This window comes from Candidatus Nanosynbacter sp. TM7-075, from assembly GCF_022828255.1.
Taxonomy (GTDB): domain Bacteria; phylum Patescibacteriota; class Saccharimonadia; order Saccharimonadales; family Saccharimonadaceae; genus Nanosynbacter.
The window spans coordinates 59881-72346 of sequence record NZ_JAJQJW010000002.1; the positions used below are offsets into that span (position 1 = coordinate 59881).

Sequence of the window (12466 nt, forward strand, 5' to 3'; positions counted from 1 at the left end):
GCTTGAATTATAGCACCTTGGAAAGCCTAAACCAACGTACCTTTTGGCAACGCCCATTCCAGGAACGGTTGCTGCTGACAATCAATCGCGTTGATAATGTGTGTGGCGATCTTTGCTGGATCGTTGAAAAACACATAGTCAGCCGGAAGATCGCGCCCATTCCAAAACGGAGTTTTCATGGCGCCCGGCAAAAATAGCGCAACCCTAACTGGAAGTTTTTGCTCATCCGCCTGCATTCCCAAGCTTCGCGCCAAACCCGCTTGAGCGTGCTTCGTGGCAACATAAACAGCCTCGTCTGAACGAGCCTTAACGCTACTTGTCGACCCAATAATCGTCAGTACAGACTTACGATTCTGCGTTGACATCTTACGCCAAGCCCATTGAACCAGCGGCAACGCGCCTGAAAAATTAACTTCCGCCATACTGCGAATGCTCGGCTGATCTTCAAAATTGCCGCGCCAGCCATATCCAGCCGCCCACACAAATTGATCAATATCATCACCGTTTAAAATCTGCTCAATTCGCGCCGACGCCGCCTCCACTTGATCTGAATAATACACATCCAGAGGAAAGCCTTCGCCGTGCTTCTGTGGATTATGAGTCTTACCCAAAACCAGCACACGCTCGCCACGTTTCCGTAACTGCTTCGCCATTTCCAAACCAAGCCCACTCGTCCCACCAAGAATAATATGCATATGGTTATTATAGCAACGACAATATTAAATGTAAATTCCGTATCTAAGCCTCGGCCAAGCTTCCGCCAGCTCCTCGGCTGAAAATTCCTTGACAGAATCCAGCTCTTGTAAAGGCGTTTCCAAACAAAGCCCAACAGCCACGGCAGCCACTCGTCTCATGAGATATTCCGCATTATCTGAAGAAAAATAGGCATCCTTGTCGAAATCCCCTTTCATTCTGCCGAAAGACTGCACACCCAGCTTATCTCGCCAGCTTCGCAACTCAACCCTATCATACGGAAACTGAGACGGCGATTGTATAGATGTGGACTGACTAGGGAGACGCTTCTCCGCTAATTCAACGTGTCCCGAATATTTATCATCACGACTAGCCAATATTATGCCCATGTCAAAAATCCGACCTTTTTTAATAGCCAATCTGGTCAATAGTGTAAATAGCGAATTCTCATCGACTTTACTGAGGTCACCCTCGATAATATTCTCGATTTTAACTATGGCGCCGTAATTATCAGTTTTCTTCATACGTTAAACCTTATACATTAGCTATATCAATCAAAAGATACGCCACCTGTACTTTTTTCCATGCCTGATATTCTATACTATTTTATGGAAAAAGTCAATACTACTCTGTCGGCAAACTATTTGCACCACACAATTTCTGCCACTTCAAATGCACTTTATATCGAAGCGGCGCACCCGACTCGCTCTCTTGAAGTCGCAACTCTTCAGGATCCATAAACGTTACTTCGTCCGCATCAACGCCCGCTGAAAAATCAAAGTTTTCCGTCCACACACGACAAGAAAAACAAATTTGATTAGCATCAATTCGCTCAATATAAATCTCGTCCGACGCATCAAAAAGCTGATAGCGAAGATTGCCCTTATATCCAACCTCCTCATATAATTCCCGCTTCAAAGCCGACTCAAAAGTTTCACCATAATCCATTCCGCCGCCAGGAAGATCCCAAAGCGGCCGCCCATCCTCTTTAACAACCAAAATCTGCCCAGCATCATTATAAATCAGAGCCTTTATGGAAACGCGATAGAGATAATCGCGCTTGATAGCACCTTCTGAATCGTGTGTGATGAGCTGTCCGTTTATGGCGTTTGACATAATAGCAATTATATCACAATTTTTTACTCAACTACCACGTAAGCGATCTTATTTTATTATATGAACTTTTCTAGCTTAAAACCGGCATACGTGCCATCTTGTCGATATGCCTCCTCTCCGAGGAATGACGGAATTGCCCCGAGCGTATTGCTATATACAAAATTCTCAAGACCAGAATCCGCCTGCACTTCTTCGGGTAAAATTTTCCCTATCATCTTATAAAAAGTATGCTCTTGATCTGACACTTTTCCGTCTAGATATTTCTGAATATCCGTACAGATCTGTTCATATAAATCGGCATTCAAATGAGAATTTGGCACCTCATAAGCTACAAAATGCGGAGCTACAGTCGTGATATCATTAAGCGGTTCAACAACTAGCACATCTTTAATCGCACTCGCATTAATAAAATCACGAGAGACTTTATCTTCTACGTTCGCAGTAATTAGCAAATCTGGCTGCTCAGCAGTGGTCGTATGAAAATCTAGCACCAATTCTGGCTGCAACAACTTAATTCGATCTTCTATAGCCTTCGATCGTCGCGCTTCGTACGTATCCAAACCAGACCCATAACTCCTATTCAAATCAGACTCAACGTATCGAACGTTCTGCGAATAAGCTCTGGGGTTAGCCACCATAAAATCAACGTATTCTAACAGCTCCGAACGTTTATTTAACATATACGAAAGCACGTTCGGTCCCAGCAACTCATTGCCATGAGTAGAAATAATTGCAAGTATTTTCGTCATTACGCCTCACTTTCTTTAATAACTTTTGATGCCAAGACTAATGCACTACCCGGATTAGAGAGCTCGGGAAACCTTTCCTTTAGTGATATGTTATCGCCTCTTAGGTTACGATTAGCAGGGTCACTGACACCATAAAGACCCTCTTGACCATATCTACCAACATGATAAGCAACTCCATCCACAAATTCCGCACCATTCATACTACCAGCCAACAATTCTAGTTCTTTATCCGCATTAAGAGGAAATGTCCCACTATAACGATTGAGTATGCCTACTGTAGATGGATTTCTAGTATATGCAGTCAGATAGGTTGGTCTCTCGTTTTCTACATAATCGGCTACTAATTGTCCACCAAATCCATTGCCCTGATATCGTGGATCTATTGCTATGCCCACAAGCTCCACCGCTAAACTGCCAACACACGCACTGTACAAAGCAAATCCCTTCAATTCACCATCAACATAGCCCAACTGTATGCAATCAGATTCCAAAACATGCGCCTCTGTATCCTGATACATTGCAGACTCAGACTGTTCAAACCCTAGAGAAGCTAGATAATTCACCCCCCCATTTGAGCATCGGTCATATTGTTTGGCTTAATAGTTAAAATTTCTCTCATAAATTTATCCTCCTTTTTAGCATAAATCCATTTTACACCATAGATATATTTATACAAGACTGTATACACTAGCGTTTTACCGTATAAAGTCCTCAACCTTAACTCGCCTCTGCTCCGTCGTATCTCGCTCACGAATGGTAACGGTGTCATCTTCCAGCGTCTGAAAATCGATAACTACGCAGTGCGGCGTACCAATTTCATCCTGACGGCGATAACGCTTACCGATGTTTCCATTGTCATCCCACATAACGCGTCCAGGATTTTTCTTAGATAGGTTAGCGTAAATTTCACGCGCCTTCTCCACCAATTCTGGCTTATTTTTAAGCAACGGCGAAACGGCAAATTTAACCGGCGCCAAATGTTCTGGAAGCGCCAAATAAACACGCTTACTGCCGTTCTGCTCGTCCTCACGATACGCGCTCGACAACACCGCCATCAGCGCCCGCTCGACGCCAAAACTCGGCTCAATCACATGCGGCACGAACTTTTCATTCGTCCCCTTAATCGTATATTCCATACTCTTCCCGCTGACGCGCTGAATATTCATCAGGTCAAAATCAGTCCGATACGCAATTCCCATCAGCTCTTCTTTGCCAATTGGAAAATCGTATTCGATGTCAATCGTCTTCTTGCTGTAGTGCGCCCTGTCTTCCGCCGGAACATCCAACTCGTGAATATTATCAGGATTTAATCCCAACGCCTCCAAAAACTCGTGCGTCGACTTCAACAATTCATCAAACGCTTCCTGCCAATTTTCTGGATTGACAAAATACTCAATCTCCATTTGTTCAAACTCACGGCTACGGAAAACAAAATCTCGCGGCGCAATTTCATTGCGAAACGCCTTGCCCTGCTGAGCAATTCCAAACGGCAAGTCTGGATAAAAACTATCAACAACGTTCTTAAAATTGGTAAAAATTCCCTGAGCAGTTTCCGGGCGAAGATATGCAACACTGTCTTCACTTTCGGTGGCGCCGACGCTCGTCTTAAACATCATATTGAACGTTCGCGATTTGCTTAGCGGATTTCCATCTGGACTTTTAATTCCTTTTTCTGCAATCACTTCGTCCATTTGCTCCATCGTCAAGCCGTCAACATCAATACCATTGTCCTTAAGAATGTGGTCAGTGCGATAACGCCGATGATTAACCGTATCTTCGCACAATGGGTCAACAAACGTATCCACATGCCCACTCGCCTTCCAAACTTTCGGATTCATCAAAATCGCCGCATCGACGCCATAGATATCATCACGCTCATCAACAAACATTCGCCACCATAAATTCATGATGTTTCGCTTCAATTGAACGCCCAGTGGACCGTAATCCCACGTTCCAGACAAACCGCCATAAACATCCGAACCCTGATAAATAAAACCACGGCGCTTACACAGGCTAATAATATCTTCCATTTTTGCTTGACTCATCAAAAAACCTTTCTCCATGTTGGCAACATGGCGATTCACATTATTACCCAAATTATACCATTTTACGAGCAATTTTACACTGCCGCGTGCTGTCTGGCGGTCAACCAACAATCGTTTATAACCTCAGTTATTCCGCCAATTTGCGCCACATTCGCGAGCGGCTTGGCCTGGATTAACCTTAACAATTTGATTGCGTCTGCACCCAAATCGCCCTGTTCCGCCAATCTCAAACCTTTTTCCGCGCTATCGTACATATATTTTTTATCAGGAAGTAGCGCCGCAGTCGTTACGTCCGTTCGAAGATTCAGTTCATCTCCCAGCAAACTCGCGTATTGCAAATAAAACCACGTTTCAATCAATTTTTGGTTTATCGCAGGATTATTCAATTGCTCCAAAACTTGACTCAGTACATAATACCACTCTGGTTCGTCAATATTTTCGCTCGCTGCAGAGACCAATTTCATCACCGAATATGCAAATTGCATTCGATCATAATCTTCCAAAATATGCCGATAAAAAGCCGACAATCGAGCGGAAGTTAATAGCCCCAAATCGCCCCGACCAGAACGAATAACCACGTCGCAAATCGCGAATAATTCAATTCCGCCCGCCAATTTACTGCGCTCCCGACGCACACCTTTTGCGATTACGCTACGTCGACCTTTTGGCGTTAATAACTGCAAAACTCGATCAGCTTCGGCGTAATTCGTTCGCCTCAGAACAATTGCTTTTACTCGCTCACTCTGCCCCGTCATTTAGAACCTCGCGAAAAATCGCCCGCGCCTCATTCGGACGCATCGATGTTTTATTCAAAATCGCCTTCACGCCAAGCGGACGCAAATTGTCCATTTTAACGTCAATATTCGTACAAACCACAATCGGCAAACTCGCCAAATCCGCGTACGATCGTAGCTCATTCAACAAAGCAATCGCCGTTTCGCCAGCCAACAGCATATCCAAAATTAAAGCATCGGGTTGCCAATCGTCAATAATTTCAATCGCCTGACCACCAGAAACCGCCACTCGATATTCCGCGCCAACATCCGCGGCAAACTTGCCCAGAATATCCGCCCAATTCTTATCATCCTCAACGATTAACAGTTTTTTCATATCAAGCTCAACTGCCGACTAATTGGCATTTCTACATAAAAAGTCAGTCCATCACGATGACGAATCAGACCAATTCGCCCGTTCATCGCCCGCGCAAATTGATTCGCCACGTAAATCCCCAGCCCGCTACTTTCCGGCCTTGTTCGCACGGTTTTTCGCATTTCCATTTCATCAAGCAAAAGCCGATATTCCTTCAAACTCATCATCGGTCCAAAATCCCGCACGCTCATCCTTACGGCATCTTTTGTCGCCTTAACCGAAACCTTAATCTCCGATCCATCCTCCGTATACGCCAACGCGTTATTCAAAAAGTTCGCTAAAATTCGCCCCAAAAGTATTCGGTTCGCTAATATCAATTGACTATTTCGACTACTCTTAGGCCAGCTAACTTTTCGCCCATAAAGTATTGCGTTGAACTTCGTTTCCATCGCTACTTGCTGACATAAAGCCAACGGGTTGACCGGCTCAAGCGGAAATAACGACGGCGTTAAATTGGCTGAATTTGCCAAATCAATCGTAAGTTGCAACGCCTGCTCGGAAGTCCGAATGATTCGTTGCTGGATCTGAGTTTTATCGGCAGAACTGGTTAAATCATCGTCCAACAGTAGCGCCAATTGCCTAATCAAAGCCAACGGCGTTTTCAGCTCGTGTGCCGCCACCAAAACGCTCGGCAATCCCCCAAAATCAGCATCACTCCACTCTTTACCTGCCATACAATTCTAGTATAGCAAATATGTCTCGGGTTTTTCTATTCAGAGATTTTTACGGTGCTCAATATAGTCTGGAAATCTGGCTTAAACGTATCCGCATCGGTTGAAAAACGAATAGTTTTATCGCGAACTTTCATCAAAACCACAGAGCCGCGCAATTCTTTCTCAAACGTACCGTCAATCCGAGTTGCTGAAATTCCATTAAACTCAGTACTACTTGAGGTCAATTCACCCTTCTTTAGTCGTGATTGATAGTCATTCAGCACCGTATCCATATTCTTATTGATAATCTCTAGCCTCAGCGCAAACCGACTATTTTTATTAGTTGTCGAAGGAACTGAAATAGGGTGAAGATAAGCTTTGTAATCGCCCCTGTCGCTGCCGTCATTCCCTACATATACACTCCAAGTCTTTGGATACATGAACGATACTCGACCATATTCAGCAGGACCAACAAATTCAATACGCGGGTTTTTTGCTTCTTCAGAAAATTTCTTCTGGTCTGATTCGGCTTGTTCACTCTTCCCCTTAGCAACTTCAATCGCAACTTTACTATCAACGCTGCTTTTTTCTCGGGAATATTGCATGTACGCCCAAATTGCCAAAGATCCAGCAATCAAAAACAATATCAGACAGCCGATTGTGCCGACCATCCAGCCATTAACTGAGCCACGCTCACTCTTATCTCTCGTCATCATACTGTAAAGTATAGCTTATGCTTTAATTGATGTAAAGATCCTACTCAGCGTTGAAATCCTCACTAAGAACTTCAATGTCATGTCGCATATCTTCCAGAGTGGCAGTAATTTTTTTCGACAATTCTCTCGCCTCAATAAACTTCTGCTTTGCCTCATCCAGATTAAAATCATCGCCTTGGAACCACGCGATTTGCTCGTTCAATTCAGCCATCATTTGCTCAATTGTCATATCGTTGTTCACTATTCTCAATCCTCGCTTTCATAATTATATCTTTTGTTGTAATCTCTACAATATTACCAATCTGTAAATCACCCTTGATCATTGCATAACCGCGACGAAGCGCCATTTCCGGATCATACTCAGCGATTACTTTTTGTTGCGACAATGTTGCATTTGCAGCCACATCCACACGACTTGACCACTGTTTTAGTGCTTCTTTTTGCAACATTGTTGCATTAAGCGACTGTTCTTCGATAACTCTACAAATTGAATCTTTCGCGTCAATTAGCCTGTAATGCAAATGCCGAATCACTTCTCGCTTGTCAGGAAACAGCAATTGCGCAGCGTTACTCGGCGTGGCTGCGCGAACGTCCGCTGCCAAATCGCACAAACTCTCATCAATCTCATGACCAATTCCAGTCATTGTCGGAATGCGACTACTCGCCACCGCCCGTACTAGTTTTTCATCGTTAAAACTCGCCAAATCTTCCGCACTGCCACCGCCACGAATCAAAACAATCACATCTGGAGATTCTGACATTTGACTAAAATATGATATTGCCCGCACAGCTTGATCTGCAGCGTTCACGCCCTGTACATTAACATCGGCGACTACAAACTTCACGCCGCCCCAACGTTCGCTAGAAATCTTCATAAAGTCCGCATATCCTGCTGCTTTCGTACTGGAAATAACAGCCACCCTCTGAGGATATTGCGGTAATGGACGCTTTCTTTCAGAATTAAACAAACCCTCAACTGTCAATTTTTGCTTCAAAAGCTCAAAACTTCGCTTCAAACTTCCCTTGCCTAATGGGCGAATCTCTTGAACATTCAAGCTAAAGGCGCCATTATCCCTAAGCGCCGGCATCGCTCGAACGACAACTTTCATTCCATCTTCAATTGGCGTACGTAAATTACTAAAACCAACAAAACACCGAACCAGCCCATCATCATCTTTCAGATCGAAAAAAGCGTATTTCGGAGGATAAGACTTAAAACTAGAAACCTCGCCCTCAACTTCAACCATTCCAGCAAAAGCCACGTCAAAGGTTTGATTGACAATTGCTATGAAATTGCTAACACTAAACCTGGGAATCATCTGGCTTGCCGTATTTAATCAGTGCGTGTTGATAGAAAATATAGCCAAAGATAATCGTACCAGTAAGTAAAATTGCTCGCGTCAAAATTATTCCAGCAATCGCCAAATCTGGCGGAGTGCCTGCCATACTCAAGAAAATAATCATAATGGTCTCATAAACACCCGTCCCTCCAGGCGTAAACACGACAATTGCTGCCAATCCCGCCACGCCATATCCAACCATCAGAATCGCCGGATTAACAAAAACACCCAGAGATAGAAACGCCACGGCAAACATCGCTACATCAAAAACAGTATAAACAGCTCCCCAAATCATCGGTTTTATCAGAAGTTTCGGATGATTGGACAAATCTTGAAAATCGTCCTGCATGTCAACAAAAAACTCTTCGACTTTCTTCGACTTCATCACTCGTCGCTTCTTACCTAAGGTTGCGATTTTTACCAATGTATTGATGAATTTAGACAATTTAGCGGCAGTCATCTGCATACGCCGCTTTGACGAAAACACGAAAATCAGACCAAACGTCAGCGCCAAAACCACGATAATCAGCAAGAAACTCGCCGCAACGATATAACGATTAACCTTACCGTCAATAGCCAGCGCCAACACAGCAATCACCAATAAAACCAAAAGCGACAAAAATCCCGTAACGTAACGAATCACCTGCGCAAATGTCGAACGCGCCGAACTCACGCCAAGTTTATGCATTCGCCACGTCGTATACGAAATACCGCTAACTCCGCCCGACGGAAAAATATGATTGACCAAATTGAGCTCCAGCGCAATCCTCGTCTGCTCCAGCCTGGAAATATGATGAATCAGGTTCTTCTCTCTTAAATATGAAAAAATCATCTCGCCGCCAGCGAAGTACACGATAATCTGAAACGGCAACAATAAGAACAATAGCCATAAATCCGCATGCAAAAACAAATTCCAAGCCTTCACGAGCTCATGCCGAGATAGAAAAATTATTATTGCCAAAACCGCCAACGTCAAAACGCTCATAATGGCTCGTGGCGATTTCAACAATTGCAACACCTTCGGTAACATAACCTTCATTATACCACGATAAATGTTATAATTACGACATGTTTATAGCTATTCTTGGCCGTCAACCAGAAATCTCTATCGCTGAATTAGAGGCGGTTTACGGTACTAAAAATGTCCAAAAAATCTCCAATCAAGCTGCCACGGTTAATTGCGACAATTTTTCAATTGACAACCTCGGCGGAACGATTAAGTGCGGACAAGTCATCACGAAGATAAAATCGCAAAAATCAGACCGCAATACCCTGCTCCAAGCCTCAAAAATTATTGTTGAAAAATACACGAAAAAACTTTCGAATAGTCAGAAAAAAATAACGCTTGGAATAAGTTTTTATGGCAATAAAACAGATCCGAGGAATGTCCAAAAAATCGGAATTATCCTGAAAAATAACCTGAGAAAATCTGGCGTCAGTTTGCGCCTAATTCCTAATAAAACCGCCGCGCTGTCCACTGCGACCTCTCATAATAATAAACTCGGCAGGTCTGAAGCAAAAATTGAAATTATTATAGCTAAGAACGTGTATGGAGATTTGATAGTTGCCGAAAGCCGTGGCGCTCAAAATATCAATTCATACACTCAGCGCGACCGCGAGAGACCGAAACGCGACGCTTTCGTGGGAATGCTCCCACCTAAGCTTGCGCAAATTATGATTAACCTGTCTCACGCAAAACCTAACGATTACCTCTGGGATCCGTTTTGTGGCACAGGAACAGTATTGCAAGAAGCTGCGCTTATTGGCGTGAATGCTTATGGTAGCGATTTGAGCGACAAGATGATATCTTACACGACTGAAAATATGAACTGGGTGGAAAAAACTTTTTCAACAAACACTTTCTGGCAAGCGCATCAGGCCGACGCCACCTCTGTAAAATTAACAAATGAACAGAAGGAGCGGATTTCTCGCGTTGTTTGCGAAACATATTTAGGTCAGCCGTTTTCCGCGCCACCTAGTCCAGAAAAACTTCACGAAGTAGTCGGAAATTGTAATCACATAATTAGCGGTTTTCTGCAAAATATCCATTCGCAAATCCGCCCAAACACGACGCTTTGCATAGCCATTCCAGCGTGGCAAAATCACGAAGGTAAATTTACTCACTTGCCTCTGATAAAAAATCTTAAAAAACTTGGATATCAGCAAATTATCGATAAAAACCTCTTATATTACCGTGAAGATCAAGTTGTTGCCAGAGAAATATTGGTGTTAAAACCGGCAGATATAGCCAAAACCGCTTGACAACTGGCTTTATTTTCGATAAACTAGAACAGATTGTTTTATAGAAACTATAAGGAGTAAAGAATGTCAAAGGTTAAAGCTGGTGGTTCTAGTAAGAACATCCACAACAATGCTGGTCAACGTCTTGGCGTTAAGCGATTTGGCGGTCAAAAAGTTTCCGCTGGAGAAGTTCTAGTTCGTCAAACTGGCGCCACAAAGATTGCTGGTGACGGCACATATGTTAGCCGTAATTTCACCATCCACGCTGCAAAAGATGGCGTAGTTGGCTTTAAGTCAGTTAAGAAAACCAAGTTTACCGGCAAATCAGAACGCCGAACGCAAGTTGTTGTTCTTTAGTCAGTAAAAACTTTTTTATTAAAATAGCTCCGGTAAATACGGAGTTATTTTAATATTAATAATTATTTCTTACATATTCGAGAAGTGCCCTTGCTGAATCCCTATGCATACCACTTCTCTCCCTGCCACCCCTGTAATGAGTAACCATCTTGTCTTGTCTGTCTACATCAAATGAGCCGTCCATCATAGCAATTGCCAGCACTACAGTATATTCACGACTGCGCATTTTGCCCGCATAATAATTACCTCCGAGGTAATTAGGAGATTTTAGATTATCATATGAGTCGCGAAGGACTCTGTCTGCCAAAGCGCCTGGATTAACTACCGCCAGCCTATCAAGACTGGAGGTTAAATATTCAAACAAGCGGCAACGCGTAAGGTGACTAGATCTAACGCCGTTTATGATCACTTCAGGGTCAAGCGCTCTCTCGGGATTAATTATTTGCATTAACGATGGATTCGTAGCTAGATCATAAATAGCCTCTTTCGCAGCATTAAAGCTATTCTCAGATACAGGAACTCCTTTTGGGTTTCTAACGGCAGCGTCCTCTACATTATTTGACGGCACATAATTTGGATCGTATAGATAATCATAATAGTTTACTCGCACAGATTCGTTCTCAAAAGGCATGCCGTCTACATCAGTCTCTAGAGGCTTCATCAGTTCTCGCACTCTCTCGTCAAAACGATTTAGCTCTGGGCTATCGCTTTCATCTAGCCCCGTCTCCACCGGCTTTTTAATTCCAGTAGCCTTAACCGCTGGCTTTTTAACTGGCTCGTTGGTTTCTACCCTATTCGTATCTATCGGCTTTCTAACTCCAGCAGCCTTAACCGCCGTGCTTCCTACCTTAGGACTGACTTTACTAATTGAAGGTCTCTCGTGATCAGAACCGTCCTTTTTCACGACCAAACTATTACTGGAATTTTCCGGATGCTTCTTTGCGACTAAAGACTCAATCCTCCTACTATCCGGATGTTTCTGCTGCCAAATTCGCTCAGCAGCCTCTGCTCCTTCTTTAAGCATTTCCTCAGTAGATTTTCCGTAAAGTGCCTGAATATAGGACTCCGTAAAGACCCCATTTTCTTTTAGATTTCGAAGAATATTCAATGGCGCAATCCCAGTTACAGGAACATGCTCTCCATTAACTTTAATCGTTTTATATACTTCCACAAACAATTCAGTCGGACCAGCACCCTTCTCTGGATCAGTGTTGCATACACACAACATAGCGCTAGGAACCCAACCCCCCTCATATATAACATCCTCCTTGTCTTTACCGCTACGAATAACAGTTAATGGACGTTTCGCAATATCTAAATCAGCATGGAAAGTTGCAACTACATAATCTCTCAGGGTTTTTCGTTGTTCTTGTTCATGGTTCTGTGTTGGTTTTGGTTTTTCCATAT

16 protein-coding genes are annotated in these 12466 nt (G+C 43.4%); 2 read left to right on the plus strand and 14 right to left on the minus strand.

The window, feature by feature from the left end; all coding sequences use genetic code 11:
* Positions 1-26: 26 nt before the first annotated feature.
* The 13 genes from LRM42_RS01815 to LRM42_RS01875 form a co-directional block, all read right to left on the minus strand.
* Positions 27-695, minus strand: a complete 669-nt coding sequence (locus tag LRM42_RS01815) for an SDR family NAD(P)-dependent oxidoreductase (RefSeq protein WP_243816528.1) — start codon at positions 693-695, stop codon at positions 27-29.
* 24 nt (positions 696-719) lie between these two features.
* Positions 720-1217, minus strand: coding sequence for a hypothetical protein (locus LRM42_RS01820; RefSeq protein WP_243816529.1), 498 nt, complete (start codon positions 1215-1217; stop codon positions 720-722).
* 100 nt (positions 1218-1317) lie between these two features.
* Positions 1318-1809: an NUDIX hydrolase gene (locus LRM42_RS01825; protein ID WP_243816530.1), complete on the minus strand. Its 492-nt coding sequence runs from the start codon at positions 1807-1809 to the stop codon at positions 1318-1320.
* Positions 1810-1865: 56 nt separating this feature from the next.
* Positions 1866-2558 (minus strand): M14 family metallopeptidase, encoded by a 693-nt coding sequence (locus LRM42_RS01830; RefSeq protein WP_243816531.1) that lies wholly within the window; start codon positions 2556-2558, stop codon positions 1866-1868.
* Positions 2558-3076, minus strand: coding sequence for a GNAT family N-acetyltransferase (locus tag LRM42_RS01835; RefSeq protein ID WP_243816532.1), 519 nt, complete (start codon positions 3074-3076; stop codon positions 2558-2560). The genes LRM42_RS01830 and LRM42_RS01835 overlap by 1 nt, the downstream gene beginning before the upstream one ends.
* A 177-nt stretch (positions 3077-3253) precedes the next feature.
* Positions 3254-4621, minus strand: coding sequence for a glycine--tRNA ligase (locus LRM42_RS01840; protein WP_445083040.1), 1368 nt, complete (start codon positions 4619-4621; stop codon positions 3254-3256).
* 56 nt (positions 4622-4677) lie between these two features.
* Positions 4678-5358: a DNA repair protein RecO gene (gene recO, locus LRM42_RS01845; RefSeq protein ID WP_129636524.1), complete on the minus strand. Its 681-nt coding sequence runs from the start codon at positions 5356-5358 to the stop codon at positions 4678-4680.
* Entirely contained in the window at positions 5342-5713 is a 372-nt protein-coding gene (locus LRM42_RS01850) for a response regulator (protein WP_129744619.1), read from the minus strand. Before LRM42_RS01850 ends, recO begins: the two co-directional genes overlap by 17 nt.
* Positions 5710-6426 carry a sensor histidine kinase gene (locus tag LRM42_RS01855; protein WP_243816534.1) on the minus strand — a complete coding sequence of 239 codons (717 nt, stop codon included), beginning with the start codon at positions 6424-6426 and terminating at the stop codon, positions 5710-5712. Before LRM42_RS01855 ends, LRM42_RS01850 begins: the two co-directional genes overlap by 4 nt.
* Before the next feature lie 35 nt (positions 6427-6461).
* Positions 6462-7121: a hypothetical protein gene (locus tag LRM42_RS01860; protein WP_178143242.1), complete on the minus strand. Its 660-nt coding sequence runs from the start codon at positions 7119-7121 to the stop codon at positions 6462-6464.
* Positions 7122-7161: 40 nt separating this feature from the next.
* Positions 7162-7362 carry an exodeoxyribonuclease VII small subunit gene (locus LRM42_RS01865; RefSeq protein WP_243816535.1) on the minus strand — a complete coding sequence of 67 codons (201 nt, stop codon included), beginning with the start codon at positions 7360-7362 and terminating at the stop codon, positions 7162-7164.
* Positions 7340-8440, minus strand: a complete 1101-nt coding sequence (xseA, locus tag LRM42_RS01870; protein ID WP_243816536.1) for an exodeoxyribonuclease VII large subunit — start codon at positions 8438-8440, stop codon at positions 7340-7342. Before xseA ends, LRM42_RS01865 begins: the two co-directional genes overlap by 23 nt.
* The gene (locus tag LRM42_RS01875) at positions 8424-9491 is read right to left on the minus strand and encodes a lysylphosphatidylglycerol synthase transmembrane domain-containing protein (protein ID WP_243816537.1); all 1068 of its coding nucleotides are present in this window, start codon (positions 9489-9491) and stop codon (positions 8424-8426) included. The genes xseA and LRM42_RS01875 overlap by 17 nt, the downstream gene beginning before the upstream one ends.
* 38 nt (positions 9492-9529) lie before the next feature.
* Here LRM42_RS01875 and LRM42_RS01880 point away from each other — a divergent pair, with 38 nt between their 5' ends.
* Both LRM42_RS01880 and LRM42_RS01885 read left to right on the plus strand, forming a co-directional pair.
* Entirely contained in the window at positions 9530-10723 is a 1194-nt protein-coding gene (locus LRM42_RS01880) for a TRM11 family SAM-dependent methyltransferase (protein ID WP_243816538.1), read from the plus strand.
* Positions 10724-10786: 63 nt separating this feature from the next.
* Positions 10787-11059: a 50S ribosomal protein L27 gene (locus tag LRM42_RS01885; protein ID WP_129632482.1), complete on the plus strand. Its 273-nt coding sequence runs from the start codon at positions 10787-10789 to the stop codon at positions 11057-11059.
* Between the two features lie 55 nt (positions 11060-11114).
* Here LRM42_RS01885 and LRM42_RS01890 read toward each other — a convergent pair whose 3' ends face one another.
* Positions 11115-12464 carry a hypothetical protein gene (locus tag LRM42_RS01890; RefSeq protein WP_243816539.1) on the minus strand — a complete coding sequence of 450 codons (1350 nt, stop codon included), beginning with the start codon at positions 12462-12464 and terminating at the stop codon, positions 11115-11117.
* Positions 12465-12466 lie beyond the last annotated feature (2 nt).

Excerpts from the sequence above, each read along its gene's own strand:
- LRM42_RS01815 (WP_243816528.1), bottom strand. The coding sequence starts at position 695 with ATGCATATTATTCTTGGTGGGACGAGTGGGCTTGGTTTGGAAATGGCG.
- LRM42_RS01855 (WP_243816534.1), bottom strand. The coding sequence starts at position 6,426 with ATGGCAGGTAAAGAGTGGAGTGATGCTGATTTTGGGGGATTGCCGAGC.
- LRM42_RS01820 (WP_243816529.1), bottom strand. The coding sequence starts at position 1,217 with ATGAAGAAAACTGATAATTACGGCGCCATAGTTAAAATCGAGAATATT.
- LRM42_RS01850 (WP_129744619.1), bottom strand. The coding sequence starts at position 5,713 with ATGAAAAAACTGTTAATCGTTGAGGATGATAAGAATTGGGCGGATATT.
- LRM42_RS01880 (WP_243816538.1), top strand. The coding sequence starts at position 9,530 with ATGTTTATAGCTATTCTTGGCCGTCAACCAGAAATCTCTATCGCTGAA.
- LRM42_RS01840 (WP_445083040.1), bottom strand. The coding sequence starts at position 4,621 with ATGGAGAAAGGTTTTTTGATGAGTCAAGCAAAAATGGAAGATATTATT.
- LRM42_RS01890 (WP_243816539.1), bottom strand. The coding sequence starts at position 12,464 with ATGGAAAAACCAAAACCAACACAGAACCATGAACAAGAACAACGAAAA.
- LRM42_RS01825 (WP_243816530.1), bottom strand. The coding sequence starts at position 1,809 with ATGTCAAACGCCATAAACGGACAGCTCATCACACACGATTCAGAAGGT.
- LRM42_RS01885 (WP_129632482.1), top strand. The coding sequence starts at position 10,787 with ATGTCAAAGGTTAAAGCTGGTGGTTCTAGTAAGAACATCCACAACAAT.
- LRM42_RS01860 (WP_178143242.1), bottom strand. The coding sequence starts at position 7,121 with ATGATGACGAGAGATAAGAGTGAGCGTGGCTCAGTTAATGGCTGGATG.
- LRM42_RS01830 (WP_243816531.1), bottom strand. The coding sequence starts at position 2,558 with ATGACGAAAATACTTGCAATTATTTCTACTCATGGCAATGAGTTGCTG.
- LRM42_RS01835 (WP_243816532.1), bottom strand. The coding sequence starts at position 3,076 with ATGTATCAGGATACAGAGGCGCATGTTTTGGAATCTGATTGCATACAG.
- xseA (WP_243816536.1), bottom strand. The coding sequence starts at position 8,440 with ATGATTCCCAGGTTTAGTGTTAGCAATTTCATAGCAATTGTCAATCAA.
- LRM42_RS01875 (WP_243816537.1), bottom strand. The coding sequence starts at position 9,491 with ATGTTACCGAAGGTGTTGCAATTGTTGAAATCGCCACGAGCCATTATG.
- recO (WP_129636524.1), bottom strand. The coding sequence starts at position 5,358 with ATGACGGGGCAGAGTGAGCGAGTAAAAGCAATTGTTCTGAGGCGAACG.